This window comes from Wolbachia endosymbiont (group B) of Melanostoma mellinum (assembly GCF_947251465.1).
Classification (GTDB): Bacteria; Pseudomonadota; Alphaproteobacteria; order Rickettsiales; family Anaplasmataceae; genus Wolbachia.
Window position 1 is genome coordinate 453,487 of the sequence record NZ_OX366366.1, and the last position, 20,266, is coordinate 473,752.

The 20,266-nt window shown below is 32.3% G+C and carries 14 protein-coding genes; 4 read left to right on the forward strand and 10 right to left on the reverse strand.

The window, feature by feature from the left end; genetic code table 11:
• The first annotated feature begins 5 nt into the window (after positions 1-5).
• The 4 genes from wmk (OPR42_RS01940) to OPR42_RS01955 all read left to right on the forward strand — a co-directional run bounded on the left by wmk (OPR42_RS01940) (position 6) and on the right by OPR42_RS01955 (position 4,490).
• Complete coding sequence (wmk, locus tag OPR42_RS01940) at positions 6-914, forward strand: WO male-killing family protein Wmk (RefSeq protein WP_265041654.1); 909 nt, start codon at positions 6-8, stop codon at positions 912-914.
• Between the two features lie 25 nt (positions 915-939).
• Positions 940-1,845, forward strand: coding sequence for a WO male-killing family protein Wmk (wmk, locus tag OPR42_RS01945; RefSeq protein ID WP_265041655.1), 906 nt, complete (start codon positions 940-942; stop codon positions 1,843-1,845).
• 390 nt (positions 1,846-2,235) lie between these two features.
• Complete coding sequence (locus OPR42_RS01950; RefSeq protein WP_264375757.1) at positions 2,236-3,135, forward strand: DMT family transporter; 900 nt, start codon at positions 2,236-2,238, stop codon at positions 3,133-3,135.
• A gap of 47 nt (positions 3,136-3,182) precedes the next feature.
• Positions 3,183-4,490, forward strand: coding sequence for a UDP-glucose dehydrogenase family protein (locus OPR42_RS01955; protein WP_019236556.1), 1,308 nt, complete (start codon positions 3,183-3,185; stop codon positions 4,488-4,490).
• A gap of 17 nt (positions 4,491-4,507) precedes the next feature.
• On the opposite strand, the gene OPR42_RS01960 is transcribed toward OPR42_RS01955, so the two are convergent.
• The 10 genes from OPR42_RS01960 to OPR42_RS02005 all read right to left on the reverse strand — a co-directional run bounded on the left by OPR42_RS01960 (position 4,508) and on the right by OPR42_RS02005 (position 19,089).
• Complete coding sequence (locus OPR42_RS01960; protein WP_019236557.1) at positions 4,508-5,653, reverse strand: MFS transporter; 1,146 nt, start codon at positions 5,651-5,653, stop codon at positions 4,508-4,510.
• Between the two features lie 140 nt (positions 5,654-5,793).
• Positions 5,794-6,837, reverse strand: a complete 1,044-nt coding sequence (locus OPR42_RS01965) for a threonine aldolase family protein (RefSeq protein ID WP_265041656.1) — start codon at positions 6,835-6,837, stop codon at positions 5,794-5,796.
• Positions 6,834-7,883: a threonine aldolase family protein gene (locus OPR42_RS01970; protein ID WP_264375841.1), complete on the reverse strand. Its 1,050-nt coding sequence runs from the start codon at positions 7,881-7,883 to the stop codon at positions 6,834-6,836. Before OPR42_RS01970 ends, OPR42_RS01965 begins: the two co-directional genes overlap by 4 nt.
• Complete coding sequence (locus OPR42_RS01975; protein ID WP_264375759.1) at positions 7,867-9,660, reverse strand: ABC transporter ATP-binding protein; 1,794 nt, start codon at positions 9,658-9,660, stop codon at positions 7,867-7,869. The genes OPR42_RS01970 and OPR42_RS01975 overlap by 17 nt, the downstream gene beginning before the upstream one ends.
• On the reverse strand, positions 9,661-10,650 hold the full coding sequence (locus OPR42_RS01980) for a phytanoyl-CoA dioxygenase family protein (RefSeq protein ID WP_264375760.1): 990 nt from the start codon (positions 10,648-10,650) through the stop codon (positions 9,661-9,663). It lies immediately after the preceding gene.
• Positions 10,651-10,654: 4 nt separating this feature from the next.
• Entirely contained in the window at positions 10,655-12,331 is a 1,677-nt protein-coding gene (locus tag OPR42_RS01985) for a WG repeat-containing protein (RefSeq protein ID WP_264375761.1), read from the reverse strand.
• Positions 12,292-14,619, reverse strand: coding sequence for a glycosyltransferase (locus OPR42_RS01990; RefSeq protein ID WP_264375762.1), 2,328 nt, complete (start codon positions 14,617-14,619; stop codon positions 12,292-12,294). Before OPR42_RS01990 ends, OPR42_RS01985 begins: the two co-directional genes overlap by 40 nt.
• On the reverse strand, positions 14,576-15,529 hold the full coding sequence (locus OPR42_RS01995) for an NAD-dependent epimerase/dehydratase family protein (RefSeq protein ID WP_264375763.1): 954 nt from the start codon (positions 15,527-15,529) through the stop codon (positions 14,576-14,578). The genes OPR42_RS01990 and OPR42_RS01995 overlap by 44 nt, the downstream gene beginning before the upstream one ends.
• Before the next feature lie 125 nt (positions 15,530-15,654).
• Positions 15,655-16,404 (reverse strand): NTP transferase domain-containing protein, encoded by a 750-nt coding sequence (locus tag OPR42_RS02000; RefSeq protein WP_264375764.1) that lies wholly within the window; start codon positions 16,402-16,404, stop codon positions 15,655-15,657.
• A gap of 570 nt (positions 16,405-16,974) precedes the next feature.
• The gene (locus OPR42_RS02005) at positions 16,975-19,089 is read right to left on the reverse strand and encodes an AAA family ATPase (RefSeq protein ID WP_264375765.1); all 2,115 of its coding nucleotides are present in this window, start codon (positions 19,087-19,089) and stop codon (positions 16,975-16,977) included.
• Between the last annotated feature and the right edge of the window lie 1,177 nt (positions 19,090-20,266).

Here is a 20,266-nt window from a genome sequence, read left to right on the forward strand (position 1 = left end):
TATATATGGTTTTTTGCGTGGAAAAAAGTCTAGATTATGAAGTAGGACAAAAAGTAAAAAGTTGGAGGTTAGAGAGAGGGTATACTCAGAAGGATTTAGCAGAGAAGGTTGGTGTAAAGTACTGGGCAATACTGCAATATGAGAAAGGGAATCGTAGAGTTCCAATTGAAAGGTTATATGCTATAGCTGAGGCACTATCAATCAGTATTACGGATCTTATTCCTGTATCAAAAATCTGTCTTGAAGATGAGGGAGAAGAAATATTAGATCTAGTAAGAGAATATAAAAAGATTAATGATCAGGAGTTACGTAAGATGTTTTGTTTGCTAACCAAATTTGTCCAAGTTAGTGAGAAAAGTAGTAGAAAATCGGAAAAAATAAAAATTGCAAAGAGTCTGGTTAAAGCAGGAGTTTCTGTTGATATTGTTGCAAAAACAATTGGTCTGTCTGCTGATGAATGTGTTGAAGAAAAAGTTGGTTCTATCTACTACCAAATAGGAAAAAAGATAAAAGAATGGAGGCTAGTGAGAGAGTATACTCAAAAAGATTTAGGAGAGAAAATGAATACAACACGTCACGAAATAAGCAACTATGAACAAGGAAGGACTGCTGTTCCACTTGATAAATTATATGAAATGGCAGAAGCATTATCGATTAGCATTACAGATCTGCTCATAGAAGAAGATGAGATAGTAGAAAATGAGCTACCTGATTTAATAAAAGAATACAAAGAAATTGAGAGCCAAGAACTACGTAATGCATTAAGAGAATCTCTGTTTGAAGGTATAAGGATTTGTGAAGAAAAAGTGAGAAAAGCGGAAAGGATCAAAGTTGCAAGAGATCTAGTAAAAGGGGGAATTTCTATTGATATCATTTTGCAAATAATCGGCTTATCCGCTGATCAAATTGCATGAAAATTTGTTTTTAAGTAAGGTATATATGTTTGTTTCTGTAAGAGATATTAGTTCTATAAGTTATAAAATAGGACAAAAAATAGAAAATAGCAGGTTAATGCGAGGGCATACTCAAATAGAATTAGCAAGTGAAATAGGTTTAACATACCAAGAAGTAAACAGTTATGAAAATGGATATAGCCCTATTCCAATTGAAGTACTATATGTAATAGCAAGAGTATTGTCAGTTAATGCTGTAGATCTGTTACCTAAACCAATAACAGTAAGAGAGTATGAAGATGAAGACGAAGAAATACTCTATCTAACAAAAATATACGAGAATCAAAAGTTAGGCAAAATAGTACCTTCATTAGTCAGGTTTGTTCATATTAGCGAAAAAATTAATCAAGAAGAGGCTAGATTAGAGATAGCAAAAAATCTAGTGAAAGAAGGAGTTTCAGTTGACATAATCTCGCAGGCAACGGGCTTATCTATTTACGAGTATAATGATACAGAACAAGAAATTTACACTGATTCTATATATTACAGAATAGGGCAAAGAATAAGAGAATGGAGGTTGATAAGAAGATATACTCAAAAAGATTTGGCGGATAAAGTTGATTTAACGCTCAAGGAAATACACGAATATGAAAAAGGATATACTGCCATCTCATTTGATAAATTATATGAAATAGCAAGAGCATTATCAGTGAATATTAAAGTTCTGCTACCTAAAACAAGAGAAAGCAAAAAGCTATTGAGTTTAATGGATGAGTACAGAGAACAAGAATCACTAGTCAAATCCCTATCTGAAAGTATGAAAAATGGCAAGAAAAAAGTTAAAAAAATAGAAAAGATCAAAGTTGCGAAAAATCTAGCAAAGGCAGGTGTTGCTCTTGATATTATTGTGCGAGCAAGTGGCCTAACTGCTGATGAGTTGGAAATGTGTTAAAAACAGCTGAGAAATAATATATAAGTGAAAGTAGTTATATACTTATCTCTAAAAATTTACTTATTGTTTGGCTGATTCAACTGAAGCATTTTCATAATTGAGGTAAAGTTTTGCTGCTAATTTGCATTGGATGTTTTCAGTTATGGTATTATCCACATAGGTGAAGGTGATAGTTGTGATTGTATTTGCAAATATTATTATATATTAAAACAAATCTGTCAGTATCTCTACCTTCAAGTCTATTAAAACTATACAATTAAGCCAAATTTTATATAATATTTTTTTTACTAAATATTCATGAATATGGTTAAACAGTAGGTAGAAGAAAGCCTTTGTATTGTTAATCTTTTTAAAGTCAAGTTATGTTGTGGAAATTTTTGTAAGAACTTTATGAATCACAAATTAAGGTTTTACTTACTTGGAGTTGGATGGTTTATACTTAGCTTACTTAGTAGTGTAGCTAATGATACTATATCAAAATATCTTGGTTTACATCTTCAGAGTTTTGAAATAATTTTTTTCCGCTTTCTGTTTACCACTATTACCCTTGTACCTTTTATGTTTTACTATGGAATAGAAACTTTTAAAACAAGTCAAATATCTACTCAAATAACCAGGGGTGGGTTGTTGTTTTGTGGAATGACCTTATGGACTTACGGGTTGACTGTTTTCCCCATAGTAACTGCAACGATTATAAGTTTTTCTATACCATTATTTGTTATACTTCTTGCAATCCCTTTGCTAAACGAAAATATAATTTGGCAAAGATGGATAGTAACTGTTATTGGCTTTGTTGGTATTGCTATTACTACCAAAGCTCATAGTGAAGATTTTAATCCTAAAATTCTTATTTTTATTGTATCTGCGTTAATCTTTGCTATATTAGACATACTTAATAAGAAACTTGTGATAAAAGAGTCAGTAATAAGTATGTTATTTTATTCAGCTCTAACGACAACTATTTTTTCTACTCCACCTTTGTTATTTTATTGGCATATGCCTTCCTTGTTGGAGTTAGTATTACTGCTGATTTTAGGAATAAGTTCAAACCTAATTCTGTTCTTCATGTTAAAAGCTTTTGCTCTTACTGATGCTACTGCACTTGCACCGTATAGATACATAGAGCTAATAATTTCTGCAATAGTAACATACGTTATATTTAATGAATTACCTGATAAAAGTGCTTTATATGGTACTTTGATATTAATACCATCAACCTTATTTATAGCTTATTCGGAAGGTAAGGCAATTAAGAAAAATAATGTAACAACAAAAGTTTATAATTGTTAATGGTATTTATTTTAGATGCTAAGCTACATTTTTAAGGTGATAGTAAAATGCACATAACTATTATAGGAGTAGGGTATGTAGGCTTAGTATCTGGTACAATGTTATCGGAGCAGGGCCATAAAGTTGATTGCATTGACATAAATACTGAGAAGATTGAACTTTTGAAATCAGGGAAAATTCCTCTATATGAACCTGGATTAGCAGATTATTTAGAGAATAATATAAAGTCACAAAGGATAAGATTTTTTGATTCGTATTCTCAAATAAATCCCAATACAGAAGTAGTATTTGTAACTGTAGATACTCCATCAGACTCCCTAGGAAATGCAAATTTAAAGAATGTATATAATGCAGTAAGTGAAGTTTCTGAGAGGGTTAATCAAGATTGCTTAATAGTGATAAAGTCAACTATTCCTCCTGGTACTGCAGAAAATATACATAATTATTTATCTAATAAGGGCTATAACTTTGATTTGGGAGTTAATCCAGAGTTTCTCAAGCAAGGCTCTGCAGTATCAGATTTTTTATACCCAGATAGGATAATAATAGGAGTAAAAACTAAGCTAGCTAGGGCAAAACTAGAAGTTATATATAGATCATTTATAGATAAGAATATTCCGTTAATAGTCACTGATACAGTTACTGCTGAAATGATTAAATATGCTTCTAATGCTTTTCTAGCAACAAAGGTTGCTTTTATCAATGAGATGGCAGGTTTATGTGAGCTATTAGGAGCAGACATTGACCTTTTAGCTAACAGTATGGGAATGGACCATAGAATAGGTAAGGAATTTCTCAAAGCTGGTCCAGGATTTGGAGGATCATGTTTTCCTAAAGATTTGTCAGCTTTAATAAGGCTTGCTGAAGATCACAATGTCAAGCTACAAATTTTAAATTCAGTTAAGGAATCTAACTATAATCATATAACAAACATTGCTAAAAAGGTAGAATATGTATTAAATGGAGTCCAAAATAAAAAAATAGCGATATGGGGGCTAACTTTTAAGTCTGGTACTGATGATGTAAGAAATAGCCCAGCTATAGACGTTGCAAAATTGCTAGTGAATAACAAGGCTAAAATTACTGCATATGATCCAATGGGGATGGATAATGCTAGGCAAGTTCTAAAGGATATAGAGTACGCGGACAGCGCTATAGGAGCTGCAAGAGACGCGGAAGCCTTATTATTATTAACGGAGTGGAAAGAATTTAAAAATCAAGATTTTGCAAGTTTAAAGAGTATTATGGCTGCACCTAATATTTTTGATTTCCGTAATTTATTAGATAGCGAGCTATTACTAAGATATGGTTACCATATTTATTCCTTGGGTAAAAAATCTATCTACAAAGTTTAACGGTTGAGAAATTTTTTTTACACCGCTTTACTTAGTTTTTTAAGATCTTTGCTTGATAGTATGGAAAAGCAAACGAGTGCAACAACAGAGCAAATGGAAAAAAATGAAAACATAATACTGTTACCACAGTGCTTAACAAGTACTCCTAAGAGCAGACATGAAAATATTGAACTTGCAATATACCCAAATAATCCTGTTAAGCTTACAATTGCACATACATTATTTTGTGGAGCAATTTCTACAGCTATAACACCTGTCAGTACTTGAACTCCAAATATAAAGAATCCTGATAAGATTGCACCAAGGTTCATAAGAATTATGTTTTGGCCAAAGTTCATTGCAATAAAAGTGAGTGCTATACCCAACATGTAAAGTAATGCCAGCAAGCTTCTATTTTGAAAAAAGTACATATCACTAATTCTTCCTGTGATTAAAGTTCCAAGGATTCCACCTAAATCATATACGCCTGTTATTAGTGAGGATTGTACAAGAGAAATTTGTAATTTATCCCTTAAAATTATAGGAAACCAAAAGAAGATTCCCATTTTTATAATATAAGCACAAAAAGTAGCACAACATAGAAACCATATGGAACTTTTCACTTTGACACCTATCTGAGATTTCTGCACCTTATAATAGGTAGTAAAGTTGGCACTTTCTTTGTAATATGCTTTTAATATTATATAAATTCCAAAAAGTAAGCATAAGAGACCAGAGTACAAAAATGCACTTTTTGCATCATATATTTTAATTATACTTGGTAATACAATTAAAGTAATACAAGAACCAAGTTGCTGAGATGCGCTCATAACTCCCCATGATGATGCAATTGAAGAGATGCTAGAGTTTGTAACCATAAACTTGGTAATAGCTGGCCAACCTAACCCTTGTGTCCAAGCTAATAATATTAATGTTAACAGTAATAAAGTTAGATTATTATATGATAAAGTTATACCAATGGTTAATAATCCAGTTGCAATATTGCATAGCCCAAACATAAATAATGGATTATTTTTGGAGTCCATGATTATTCCATTAACGAATTTTGATACTCCATAAAAAAAAGAAAAGCAGGCAAAAAAATAGCTTAATTTTACATGGTCAGTATCTATTAACAGTGGTAGAGCAATTGGTATACTTTGTCTTGATAAATAAAGCAGCATATATCCACAGAAGAATAGCAAATATTGAAAGAAGACAAAGTTCACACCTATTCCCAAATAGCTCTATGCAGATGCTAGCATAATACTATATTGGTATAATATTGTTTGACAAGAAGTTTGCAAACAATTAGTGCAGAAAATTACTTACTTAGTATCTTTCTTATAGCAGATACAGTAGTATTAATATCTTCATAGCTTATATCTCTATGTGTTATAGCTCTGATTTTACCTCTTATGTTAGCCATTCTAATTCCATAATTTGTAACTAGTACGTTTATTAATTCTTGAGTAGATATACAATTAGTACGTAATGAAAAATACGCTATATTAGTTTTGTATAGGTCGATATCAATTATAACTTGATCTATGGAGTCTAGGCCTTCTATAAGGTGCTGCATCTTTTTATGATCTTCCTCTAAACAATTTATATTATTATGTAAAGCATATAAACATGCAGCTGAAATAATGCCAGCTTGGTGCATACCTCCGCCAATTTGAAACTTATAGTACCAAGCTTTTTCAATAAACTCTTCACTTCCAAGCAATATTGCGCCCATTGGAGCACCTAATCCTTTACTAAAATCAATGAATACCGAATCAAAATAACTTGCATACTCTTTTGGAGATATTTTAGTATGAGCACAAGCGTTGAACAGTCTTGCTCCATCTAAATGAGTGAATACGTCATTCTCTTTGCAGAGACTTGAGATCTCTTGAATATATTCTAAAGGCCACACAGCTCCACCACCAAAATTTGTCGTTTGTTCGATAGAAACAAGCCCAACTCTCGGAATATTTCTTAAACTAGGACGAGTAATAAACTCAACAATTTGTTTTCCAGTAAATATTCCTCTCGTACCTTTGATGGGCAAAGGAGTGGCATGTGCCTGGGCTGCGATCAAGCCAGATTGTACTATGAGCGGATGTGAAGTTTCATCAAGCAGCAAGTAATCACCAGGTCTTTGAATGTGTACTTTATAAGCAATTACATTGGACATCGTTCCTGAAATCAAAAAGATTCCTGAAGGTTTACCTAATATTTTACATGCGGTTGCCACTAATTCGTTCACAGTTGGATCTTCACATGCAGCTTCGTTTCCAACTTTTGCTTTAGCCATCGCTTCCCTCATTTTAGCTGAAGGGTCAGTGTTTGAATCGCTAAAGAAATCTATTTTTATTCTCATATTAAATTTAACACAACTTCCTTTATAATTTCAGCAGCTTTCATGATGTCTGTTTCCTTTGTGCCAAGATGGGTAACTGCTCTTATATGAGACTCGAGCCAAGGAAAAAGCAATAAACCATAAGCTTGGCACTTACTCAAGAAAACCTCATTAGTTACATTTAGTGCTTTTATACTAAAGCTTACTATATTAGTTTCTGGATAAGGTAGTACCAGTTTTATGTGTGGAATTTCTTTAATCTTATCTGCAAACAATTTAGCGAGCTTATTATCTTCTTTAAGCCTAGAGATATTATTCTGTAGTACGTATTTTGCTGCATTAGCACAATACCCTATCTGATGATAACCACTACCTAGCCAAACCTGTAGCTTTTTAGCCCTTTCAATTATCTCTCTTTTACCCATAAGCATTGAACCAAAAGGAGCGCCAAGTCCTTTAGTAAAAGAAAAGCTCATTGTATCCACATATTTAGCATAATCTGCTAAAGCAATATTTGTTTCGATATGAGCATTAAATATTCTTGCACCGTCTAAATGAAGATTTACATTGTGAGCTTTTAAAAAGTGATATAACTCGACTTGTTTTTCAAAAGGATAAATTTTACCATTAAACCCATTTATACTATTTTCTATAGAAACAAGACTCACCTGAGCAAAAATTTTATACCTCGGCTTAGAATTAATAGCATATTCTACTTCATCAACATCTAAGATTCCGCTATTATTTCTAATACAATTAAATACGATATTATTTACTTTTGCATTGCCTGCGCTATCGAAAAAATTAACGTGATAATTATAATGAGTTATTAGTTCATCACCAGGACTTGTTTGACTGGCAATGGCTAATCTATTTGCAAGCATACCGCTGGTTACAAATAATGCTTCTTCTACTTTGAATAATTGTTTGCAATATTCTGATAAGTCATTACAGCTTTTGTCTTCACCATAAGCAAAATCTCCAACAGTTGCATCACTTATTGCATGTATAACGTTGGAGCTCTGCAGAGTTGTAGTGTCGCTTCTCAGATCAATAATTTTTTCCATCTTCTTTTTTGCCATTCAAACAACCAATTTGAGCATTCCAAAGTTCTTTATAAAGACCGTGTTTAGAAACTAGTTCAGCGTGTTTACCATCTTGGACAATTTTTCCTTTGTTAAATACTATAATTCGGTCCATGTGTAAAAGTGTAGAAATACGGTGTGCTATAGTAATTGTAGTTTTATTTTTCATCAATTTGAATAAACTCATTTGAATTGTTTTTTCTGTTATAGAATCTAACTGACTAGTTGGTTCATCGAGAAATAATATTGGAGCGTTTTTTAAAAATGCCCTTGCTATTATTATTCTTTGTCTTTCTCCTCCAGATAGCTTGATGCCTTTTTCTCCAACTGTAGTTCCATATTGATCTGGTAGAGTCATAATGAAATCGTGAATACCAGCCAGCTTTGCAGCTCTCATTATTTCTTCGATAGTAGATTGAAGTTTACCATATATGATGTTTGCTAAAATAGTATCATGAAATAACAATGGGTCTTGAGGTATTACAGATATTTGTTGCCTCAAAGAACTCTGTGTAACTTCTGATACTATTTGATTATCAATCTGTATATTACCTTTTTTAACATCAAATAGCCTTAGAATTAAGTTTATAAAAGTAGATTTACCACCTCCAGAATAACCAACTAGACCTACCTTTTCGCAAGGATTAATGGTAACTGAGAAATCTTGAAATAATGGCTCCTGACCTTCATAAGAAAAAGAAACATTGTTAAACGTTATTCTTCCACTTAATAAATTTAATTCTTTAGCATTTTCCTTATCTTGAATTTCTGGTACGGTAGTCAAGATTGGCAATGCATCTGAAACTTTGCCGAAATGAGTAGAAAATTGGGTAAGATTCCTAGTTAGATGGTTAAGAAACTCTATAATCGATATATTAATTCCAAGTACAAGAACAATATCTCCTATTGCGATTTTGTTCAATTGATAATCATGAATTAAAAAATACAAGTTTACTGCTTGGAGTATATCAAATGAATAGCCGTATATAAACCAAAGCCAAAAGTATGCCCATTGTAATTTTCTCTCTGCAATAGTTCTTTTCTTGCATATTTGAAAAAATTTGTCTCTCTCATGTGCTTGCTGAGAAAATAACCTTACTGATATAACATTTAAAATACTATCTGCTATACTAGCTATTACCTGTGAATTTTGTTTAGAGTAATTATCAGCTAATTCAGTAAGCACACGAAAGCTGAAAATCGAGACTAAAATAAAAATGCTTACCCAAGTGAATGTAGCGATTGCAAACTTTATGTTTACTAATGATAAGGTATAAATAGCTAAGACTAATGCTATACTGTAACCGAAAAAACAATCTATAAGCAATCTTATTAACTCTATCACACTATCCATTAAGCTACTGACCTTATGTACTAAGCTTCCAGATAAATTGTTCTGATAATAGGAATGGTCTTGTTGGAGTAGCCTACAAAAAGATATATCAGCTACCTTTTGACGCATTAAGGTAAACATTTGAATGTCAACAAAATAGCCATAGAATCTAAAAGCAGTAGTGATAAGTAATGCCATACCAAGATAAGCGCTTACAGGTAATAAAAGATTTTCAATTACGTTACCTTCATGATATTTTACAGCTGTATCTAGAATATTTTTTACTAAATACTTTCTAAAAGACAAATCAACAGCTACCACCATGGCAACTAAAGACATTATAAGTACATTAAGTTTGAATTTAGATGCTATATTCAAGATGAACATCAATACACATTTGAAGCTATCAACTCTACTTCTGTTCATTTATAATGCTAGCTCCACTACGTTGACTTTTTTATTGAGAAATACAAGTAGTGAAAACCATAAATTTTTGTATATTTTCCCTGAGATGTCTCCAGCATCATGTAGTGCTGATGCTTTATTTAGAATAAGCAGCTTATATAAATCTCGCTTAGCCTCAGTAGTGTCGATCTCAGAAATATTTGTAGTTGTGTCTGTAATAAAGGCTAACCAGCTCTTGATAAGTTCTTCCATGTTTTTTGCTTTTATACTTTCCTGGTAGCCAAACAATGACAAGCATTCTCTCAGTATAGATTTTGTTAACTCACCACAATTGAGTATACCAAAAACTGAAGGCTGAGGTTTTGGAACATAGGGAAGATCTTGATCTTTTACAATCCACCTTGTTACATAAGCAAATCTATCTTTAGCATCTGTATTCTTATCACTACCATGCCATAACCGTGAATCAAAAACTATCGCATCTCCTGCTGAAATAGGTAGTGACTTAATTTTGTAATTTTCCCGGTTATTTGAGTACTGATCAAAAAAATATGGGTACCAAAAATCAACTAAAGGCTGTATTTCCCATTTATGACTGTTTTCTATAATTTGCAGTGCACCTGAAGTTTCACTTACATTATTCAAAGCTAACCAAACAGAAAAGTGGTAAGGATCATCGAAACTATAGGAGATATCTTGATGAAAGGGAACTGCATCTATTAAATCAGCAGTTTTACATATAACATTTGATTTTTTCTGCAGTATCTGACACTGAAGTGACTTTTCAAGGTAATTTTTAATAATTTTATTCAATGCTTGAGAGATAATTCTAGTTACTTGAGATGACGTGCCCCATCTGCCGGTACAGTTTAAGTAGTCAGAAGTTGAAACACTTAGTTCTTGGGATAGCTTTGATATTTTATTTGTTATATCACTTAAAGACTGAGTTATTAGTTCTAAAGGAACCAGATTTTTGATAATAAAAAAACCATTTTTTTGTAGTATTTCCATATGATTAACACCTGACATCAATGACTGATAAGTAATCTGTTAAAGGCACAACAGCAAAAATTTTGAATCCTTTTACTTGTTTTAATATTTTGTCCCAATCGCTTAATGTTCTTAGTTTACCTCCTGTTTCAACCATTACATTAATATCTACAGAGCCTCCAGCTGGAGAGCGGTAATCTAAAATAGTTTCTATCAATAAAATACGAGATATTCCTTTGACCAATTTTAAATAAGATAATACTTTATCATCATCATAATGCTGTAGAAAGCGGCAAAAGACACCTAATTCATAATTTGTAGCTGATAGTTCTTCCTGAGTTATAAGTTTGACTTTTAAATTTTCTACTAACTGTCTTGGTACTTTATGTTCGTTATATAGGCCTATAGAACCTTTATTGTGTATATCAGAATAAGCAAGAAATAAGGAGTGTACACCAAATAGCAATATATTCTTAGCACCATCTATATTGATCCTAGAATTAAACTCTTTAGTATCAAACCTAGAATATCCTAGCAATGCTTGGTAAAACGCTATTTTCTTATCTTCTGATGATTCTCTTTCCTTAAAAGATTCAAATGAAGAGATTGACTTCTGTTTTAGTATATCGGCAATATTTAACCAATTCTTTTCAGCGGCAACTCTTGCCCACATTGTTGCTGCTTTTGGCAAAAATGGTATTTCCTTAAAACACTTACCTTTTGATGATAGTTTCCATAAGTCCTCGTCCTTATCATAATCAATAAACCCTATTTCCCACAACGCCCTTAACAGCCTTTCTAGATTTGGTACGATAATGTTTAACTTTTTAGATAAAAACGGCACAGTTGCAGGTAAAATATTTAACAAATCAAGTTCAATAGCAACGCTTGTTAGGTAAGTTTTCCAAAAGGCTGAAAGTTCTGCAGAAATCCTATGCACTTGAGATTCTTTACCTAAATCAAAAATACTAAACTTTACATTTCCGGTAATATCGATTTGTCCTAACACACCTTCAAAAGTTTCAACTTTTGCCATCCCATTATAGAATGCTTCTACCATTTTAAATCTCTGCTGGTAAACAGGATCACCATTAATATCTATATGAAACCAACCATGTTGATCTTCTGCAATAGAATACCCTTTATGAAAAACATTAAGTTTTTTATACCATTTATTATGTACTAACTTTCCATGATGATTAATATGTGTAGCTTTACCATCCTTATAGACTACAGCGATACCATCCTTAAAATCTCCAACATAATCATATTCCTCCTGATAAATCCTGTTGCCATTTAAATTAATATGAAAACATTTATCATGTCTTCTAACTACACAAGCATCTTCCTGATAATTTCCAATCCATTGATAAGACTGTTTGTATACTCTACATCCAGATGAATCAATATGGTAACACCCTGTATCATCCTCTACAGCTGCTCTATTAAAGTAGAATCCAAAAGTTTTTAGAAATCTATTATGATAAACTGCTTCTCCTCTTACATTGATATGATAAGCACCTGTCTGATCATAAACCGGTGCAAGACCGGGCTCATGAAATTTACCAACCTTTATAAACCTATTTTCATACAAAGGATTTCCTAGTAATTCGTGAAAGCTCTCACACGGTGAAATTTTAATAGATCTAAGATTATCTTTGATTAATTGATCAAAGGTTTTCTCATGTTGCATGTTTTGCATAATTTGTAATTTAAATAATTCTTTTGTAAGCTTAGGTACTCACTACTCTGCCATATTTCCTCGAGTTTAACCTCATTAACATTACCAAAATTTCCTAATGTCTTACGGAGTTCATCTGGAGCACAGCAAGGACTAAACTTTCCTTCATTGTTTATCCATGCTTCTTTACCTAAAAATGGGCATTGACCACCTGGAGCCAAATCCTTAATACCTTCTTGAGAAAGAATTGTAAAATTTTCTAATTTTATCTTTTTACCATTTGGTAATAGCATATTATCTCTAAGCTCATATAACCTTCTCACCTCTGTATTCCATCTACTAATTGCTAACTCATCTCTTCTCATAGATAGATCCTTAATTTCCTCAAAATGTGCCCAAAGATGATGTCCTTTAACTCTATCTATGCCATTTTTTATGGCCATCTTAACTATGTCATAGAGTTCATGTAAATTACTTTCCAAAAATGTTAATTGTAAAGTAACGGTACACCTTTCACCTGTATCGCTAAAGTATTTATCTCTAACTTCAAGGAAAGTTTTTAAATTTTCTGTCACTACTTCCCATTTTGAACCTTTCATGATTCTTTCATGAGTTTCTTTAGTTGCCCCATTCCAGGAAATCTTAACATCAGATAAAATTGGTACCAGTAGTTCAGCCCATTTTCTAGCTCCTTTAATAGGAAAAGAACCATTGGTCGTGAGGTTAAGCTTCAGGTCGAACTCATGGCACAAATTGATTATTTCATCAAAGCTTTTATACATTAAAGGCTCACCCATAGTAGAAGGAATGATTTCCCTTAAAGGTGTGCCAGCTGCTTCCTTAATTACTTTTCTGATAGTTTCTATCGACAGTATCTTAGGTTTTATTCCTTTAGCTTTCTTTTCTTCTTTAACTTTGCTGTATGGTGAAAAACATTCGCACATTATACAAGCAAAATTACAGTAATCTGGATTAGTATCAAAAGTAATTCTCCAAGGACCGGGTTTCATAGCTACTGATTTGCCTTTCTTTTCAATAGCATTACGGTAAACCTTGTTAAGTTTCTCAGTATGCTCACTTATAGAAGGTATATTTCCATTTTTAGTGTAAGGATAGCCTTTTTGGGTAAGTTTACTATATAACTCCTGATCTGTAGATAGGATTTGCATTTTTTCTGATAAACTACTTGCATCTCTGTGCTTAAACAACAGTCCATCTCTTACATATTCTGCCATGCCACCATAATCGGCTGTTATAACTGGTATTCTAAGTTGCTGTGCTTCATGTATTACTAACGGTGAATTTTCACCCCAAATTGAAGGAACGACTATTGCATCAACTTTATTAAATACGTCAGTAACTATATTCTTGTTATCATAACTTCCCATCCATTCTATTCTTTCTTTAACAATAGGTAAAAATTGATCGGTAATCGCTTTTAAAGCGTTAGTTTCTTCTCTTTCTGCTCCCCAAATTCTAAGTTTTGCTTTAGATGATAAGTGAGAAAAAGCTTTCAATAATAGATCAACACCTTTCTCGGAAGTATGAGTACCAATATAACCGAAAATAAACTCTTTTTCTTGTGCTCTATTTCTATTCTTAAGACGATTGAGATCAAAACCATAATCAAGATAAGAAATTTTGTTTATCGGAACATTAAAATCCTGAGTAAATTTATCCATCAAGAATTTCGATGGGGAAATAAAGTAATCTATATAGTCTATTATTTTCCTTGTGTGCTTCATTCTAGTTGCAACCCATTGTTCCCAATAATTTATGTCTGAATTCAGGAATTCTTCATCTCCTGTAAAATATCCCTTGTAACATTGGGTTGCACATTTTTGATCCTTTTGTCCATCACAAAGCTGTAATAAATCTTCAGAATTACGTTGAATAAACCTTCCTCTTGGACACATTAACCAAAAGTCATGTAGCGTAAAAATTGTAGGTATATTTTCTTTAAAAGCAATTTCTGGTAAAGTAATTGATAGATGATTAAGATGACCAAAATGTATAAGATCTGGCTGAAAGTTATCTATTATTCTTTTAAATTTTATATTTACTTCTTCATTGATAAATTTATAACGATATTTAGCTGTAGGTATATTAATTAAATGCAGTAAAATCCGGGAATCACTACGATCTAGGACTGTAGTGTAATAAAAATCAGGTAAAAAGCTATTTTCATACCTGGTAAATACTTGTACCTCATTGTTATTTGCTAGTTCATGAGCAAGAGTTTGGCTATAAACCTCTGAACCAGCACTATAATAAGGAGGGTAACCATGAATAACTTTTAATATTTTCATATATTACCATATCTATATTGTTAGGATATTCTTTTGTATTGTTTTGCAGACTTTTTATAAATTTACTTAATCCTATTTCTAATGAATACTTTGGAGACCAACCAAGTAGCTCTTTAGCTCTAGTAAAATCACCATGGAACTTAGTTACGTCAAAATTTCTTGGAGGATAAAAATCAATTCTAGAATCACTTTTCGTGACTTTTAATATTGTTTTTGCTAAGTTTTCTAAAGTACATGGGCTATTAGTAGTAAGATGAATAGCAGGAAGAGAAGATTTTTCACTTTGTAAATATTTAACAGTTAAGCATATACCCTCTATAACATCATCTAAGTAGGTAAAATCAAAAACACATTCTTTACCTTCTATTTTAATTGGATCACCTCTTAATGCATTAATACAGAGTGCAGGAATTACTCTACTGTTATGATCTAGTAAACCACCGTATACATTTGAAAAGCGTAATATTGCTACATTAAAATCTTTTGAACTTGTTATTTGTTCCTCAATAAATGCTTTACCTTTGGCATAATTATTTATTGGATCGATACTAGCAGATTCTGTAACTGGCAGTTCCTTCTGCTCTCCATAAACTTCCCTACTACTTGCATATATAAACCACGGTTTATTTGGAAGTGACTTACATAACCCTAAAAACCGCATTGTACCATCAACATTAATTTTTTGACACAGTGTAGGATAAAGTTCACCATGTATAACTCTAGAAATTGCAGCCAGATGAATGATTCCTGTACACTGAGCAAGTAGTGGTACTATATCTTCTGAAAAAAAACTGAGTCGATTATCGCGAAACCTAATATCGCAGCTTATTACTTCATGGCCTTGGTTTTCTAACTTTTTCACCAAGGTTGACCCTATCAAACCTGCAGCACCTGTTATTAATATCCCCATGTATACCCTCTCACTACAACTAGGAAAATTTGTCGTACCAATTATCTTACAAGTAAGAATTAAAAGGTATTATAAAACAAGTATAAAATAAATGTCAACTTAAATTAATGAATAAAAAAATGTAGTTATGAAAGAAAAGTTGGCTGCCTTTTTTTTTGAAAATAGTGTTCGGCTTTAATCAAATCCTCTTTATTATTTACTCCCATTGCTTCTCTTTCATCAGAAACTACATAACCTACACTCAAGTTATTGTTTGCTGCAATGGGTACTATATCATTAAGACAATATTCATTGGTCGAATTATTAAATTTTATTTCTTTTACTAAGGTAAAAAGATCTTTAGCATATGAAACTATTATTCCAGAGTTTGCAAGAAGCATTTTATCTCCATTTTTTAGGATTTTTTGAACATTTCCGTAATTATCAATTACTAATCTTCCATATTGTTCATCTTGACTATTGAATCCAAGAAGAACTAAATTATTATACTTTAAACAATCAGTCATTTTCATAACTGTATCACTAGATATAAAGGGAGTGTCTCCATACTGTATTAAAACTATGTCTTGATCAGATAACTCCTCCAGATTTTCTAGAGCAATTTTAACTGCAGTGCCAGTACCTGTAATATCTTCTTGAAGTATTAGTTTTATATTGTATTGATCGATTATACTTTTTAGGGTATCAAAGTTTTCTAAATCTTTTAGAAGGGAGTTGTTAACAACAATTGATAAGCTTTTTAGACTCAGCGATTTTGCATTAGAAATTATATGTTCTAAAAGAGTAAGATTTCCCACTTGGTGCAATGCTTTTGAATATTCAGAATTCATTCTACTGCTCTTTCCTGCTGCTAATATTATCAAAATGTTACTCATACATGACCCAGGAATTGATTAGGTAGTAAGTTAATTTATAATTAGTAAGATGTAAAGTCCACTGTAATTTTCTAGAAGATAACTACCATCGAACAGACAAAACTCGTTAAATTAGCATCTGTAGTAATTCTTAAGTAAAATTTTAGAAAGAGACGCCCCATAGTTATAATTGAGTGTGTGCTACTTTCAAGTATGGTTTTTATTGATGAAACCTCTTAGACCACTCTGTTTGAAATAAGGTAACTACTGCTTAATTCACCAAAAAGCCTGTAATTAAGTTTTAAAGCTAGTTTGCCCAAAACACACACGATTGTACCTCTTTAGCGTCTGTAATGCCCTTTAAAATTTGAATAAAAGGTACTTTTGTTAATTCTATTAGTATAAAATAAACCTGTGCATGATTTTATCGTCATTTTTATTCATTGTAAAGAAAATTTTGTATGAAAGTTTTTTAGAAAACTCACTTACCCCTCTTAAATGTTCTGAACATTCTGAAAATTTGAATAAGTGAAAACATAGGCTGTTTGTAAACAAAAAAGTAATTGCTATTTTCAGAAACTTTTTGAAAAATTACCACAAAACATCTAAATCTTTAATAGGCAAGACCGCACCATTTGCTTGTAGATAGTAATGTGTTGGCTTTATTAACTTGTGCTCTACTTTATCTCCTACTGAAACTTTAAATTCCATATCCTGCACACAAAGAAATCCATATTTAGAATTGGTTCCATATCCTGCAGCATTACGAAAGAATTTAATCTGTCCAAGAGTTGCAAGATTATTTATTCTTTCTCTAATATTACGCTCACTGCCAAGCCCTTCTTCTCCTTCAAAACGCTTTGCAAATTGTCCAGCAGTATAAATATTACCTTGATATGCGCTACTGCGAATTAAACTCAAGATAACCTCATGTTTTCTCATCCGTTCTAAATCCAACTTTTTGCTATATTGATCTCTGATTATTGGTTCTGAATTTAAAACTGAATTGTCATGTACAAATGCCCCATTTTTCCAGTAAAGTGTCATTTGCCCGTTATTGCACTGCGAATAGTTAGATTTTTTGCGCGATAAAATTCTCTCATCAGGAGAAGCATTGGCTTTATCTGGTCTAGTCAAATACCAACGAGACCTTACTGTATTATTCCATGCTGTTGAACCACCTGTACCAGTTTTACGTATTATTCCCGCATCAGAAGGATGGGCAAGTAATAAAACAGCTCCTTTTATTTCTTGAGCTATTCGACCACAACAACCTTGAATAAATTGTCTCACATGAGAACGGTCGTTTTCATTTCCTCCAAATAGGTCTGCTGCTGTATCTAATACCACAAGCTTCGGCTGAAACGATTTAATATCCTCAAGTAACTCTTGAAAGTAAGTAGTTAATTGACCAGTATCTTTGTTATTAAAAACCATAAGTTGATTATTGTGCCCTGCTCGTGACCATAAGCCAACATTATCCTGAAAATCAGAAGATTCCATACCTGATTGATAAAATTCATTTATTGCGCATTGCCGACGCCAAAGTTCTTCTTCATCATCTTCACAGAACACACCGTATGTCTTTATTTTTTCCAGATCTATTCCAAGCCAAGGTTTACCAAAAGCAGCGGCTGTCATTAATTGTTGAGCAAGGAGAGATTTTCCAACACCACCATCACCATAAAGAGCTGTAACACTTCCTAAAGGGAGCCAATCCTTAATAACCCACTTTCTTTCTGGAGGGATATTGGTCCAAACTGTAGTATCAATTCTTTTTGACTTTCTTGAAGAATAAGGGCTTTTGTTGTTAAGGATAAATTCTTCAACGTTCATTCCTTCTAGCACACTATCTGCAGCATCCCAAGATTTTGGCTTATCTTGAGGAATCTTGAGAATAGAAAGTGATGCAACTCCAAAACCAGAAAGCTTTTTTGCGGCTTCTTGAGCATAATCTTTTCCAGGATCATCGTTATCTGGCCATATAATAATGTGTTTACCTTTAAGTGGAGTCCAATCAGTTTTCTCAATAGGTGCTTTTGCTCCAAACATTGCTGTTGTTGCAGTGATCCCTTGTTCTATGAGTAGCTCAGCACATTTTTCCCCTTCTACCAATATCACTCTATCAGATTTAGTGATGCCTGGAATGTTATACAGAGGCCTGATCTCAGGTGCAGTAAAGGTAGATTTTTTAGCATCAAATGGTTGATAACTTTTTCCTGAAGCAGTATCATAACGATATTTGCTGGCAATCAACTGATTATCCTGATCGAGATAGTCCCATTGAGTTATTCTCTTTTGCTCTTTAGTAGGTCGCTTGTTACATCCTATCCATTCACTTATCGAAGAAATTACTTCAACAAATTCTATTTTAGCGTTTTTCCCATGTGCAGCTGCCCAAAGATCAATAATGTCACCACCGTCCCCAGTTGCAAAATCAATCCATAATCCGACCTTTCCATACGCTAATTCAACTTTGAGGCTTTTGCCTTTATTACCTTGTACATCACCTATCTGAAATTTGTCACCATGAAAAGTTCCTCTTGGAAATAAATAAGAAAGGCATGATCTTATGTTTAATAATAGTTGTCTTTTTATTTCTTCTACATCAAATTGCTCTAATGGTTCTAAATGTGAGACAGTATTGTTAAAATCATAATTTAAAGTATTTTTTTCTTTGACGTCAGTTAAAAAATCTTGTATCATAAGTTAAATCTCATTTTAAAGTTAAGTGTTTGAAAGGTTTTTGAGTAAGGCTGTTTTGATGGGGGTCTTACTCGTTGTTGTTGAGGAAAAGCTATGGTGGGGGTTCTCTTAGCATATGTTTTACGCCTAAGTGAAAAGCGTATTAAGAAAGTTTTTCATTAATTGGCTAATAAAACTATTCAATAGGTTTATGAAATGTGAGGGTATTGAAGCTCTTTTTAATTAAGAGATAAACCTCTACGCCTATTCTACAGCATTCTTCTTACTATGTCAACTTCTTATAAAATAATCATAAAGTCATAATGCTTCTATTTTGTCACATTGATATATTACATACTACTAATATGTAATATATATTATATATAAGGAAATTTACCATTTAACATTTTGGCTAAACCTCCCCATATACGCAGCTTTGAGCCAATTGGTAATTTTGCCAAATGAAATCTTATTTGCCATTTGAAATTCTTTTAAAGTATTGATTTTCGTGCATTTCTCTTTGTAGGTTCATTTGGTTATTTGGTAGATTTGCCAAATGATTTGCATTTTGAAGCTTAAGTAAATATACCTATATGGTAGAAATTTGATAACAGTTGCTTACTGCATAAACTAAGTTTACTTATTAGTATAACCCAATAGATGCTTATATTTCTGTACCATTTACTATAGTATACCGGATCTCTTATCGATCTTTCCGTAAGTGAGGAAAACTTTTCCAAAACACGGTTACTCCTTATTATAAAAATATCTAACTTTAAACTTACACTATTTCCTTACTATATATGTTCACTAAAATTACAAAAACTGTTCACTTTTTAAAAAAATTTTGCACAACTCCGCTTTCATACTCCACTAAATGACTTCTTTTCTAAACGATATATACTAGAAATGCAGTCCGAAATATGAATTGCTCTAAAATTTTTTTCATTACGATTTTTCTATTAAACTTTAATAGAGCTTAACGTGTTTACAATATACTCAGGGGAGAGACTTTCCGTCTATAAGAAGTAGCCACAAAAACGCTGTATTAGTAAAGTTATTCATAATAATTATTTGTGAATTAAGCGCTTTAGATTCGAGATTACATAGATTTTTGGCAGTTTTAGCCATTTTAGATTGGGAAATGAAATCTCCTAAAAGGAAAAAACCCGGCTATATTAAAGGATTAAGAGTAATT

Coding starts and splice junctions, on each gene's coding strand:
- OPR42_RS01950 (WP_264375757.1), top strand. CDS start 2,236: ATGAATCACAAATTAAGGTTTTACTTACTTGGAGTTGGATGGTTTATA.
- OPR42_RS01995 (WP_264375763.1), bottom strand. CDS start 15,529: ATGGGGATATTAATAACAGGTGCTGCAGGTTTGATAGGGTCAACCTTG.
- OPR42_RS01955 (WP_019236556.1), top strand. CDS start 3,183: ATGCACATAACTATTATAGGAGTAGGGTATGTAGGCTTAGTATCTGGT.
- OPR42_RS01990 (WP_264375762.1), bottom strand. CDS start 14,619: ATGAAAATATTAAAAGTTATTCATGGTTACCCTCCTTATTATAGTGCT.
- OPR42_RS01980 (WP_264375760.1), bottom strand. CDS start 10,650: ATGGAAATACTACAAAAAAATGGTTTTTTTATTATCAAAAATCTGGTT.
- wmk (WP_265041654.1), top strand. CDS start 6: ATGGTTTTTTGCGTGGAAAAAAGTCTAGATTATGAAGTAGGACAAAAA.
- OPR42_RS02005 (WP_264375765.1), bottom strand. CDS start 19,089: ATGATACAAGATTTTTTAACTGACGTCAAAGAAAAAAATACTTTAAAT.
- OPR42_RS01985 (WP_264375761.1), bottom strand. CDS start 12,331: ATGCAAAACATGCAACATGAGAAAACCTTTGATCAATTAATCAAAGAT.
- OPR42_RS01970 (WP_264375841.1), bottom strand. CDS start 7,883: ATGGAAAAAATTATTGATCTGAGAAGCGACACTACAACTCTGCAGAGC.
- wmk (WP_265041655.1), top strand. CDS start 940: ATGTTTGTTTCTGTAAGAGATATTAGTTCTATAAGTTATAAAATAGGA.
- OPR42_RS02000 (WP_264375764.1), bottom strand. CDS start 16,404: ATGAGTAACATTTTGATAATATTAGCAGCAGGAAAGAGCAGTAGAATG.
- OPR42_RS01960 (WP_019236557.1), bottom strand. CDS start 5,653: ATGCTGCTTTATTTATCAAGACAAAGTATACCAATTGCTCTACCACTG.
- OPR42_RS01965 (WP_265041656.1), bottom strand. CDS start 6,837: ATGAGAATAAAAATAGATTTCTTTAGCGATTCAAACACTGACCCTTCA.
- OPR42_RS01975 (WP_264375759.1), bottom strand. CDS start 9,660: ATGAACAGAAGTAGAGTTGATAGCTTCAAATGTGTATTGATGTTCATC.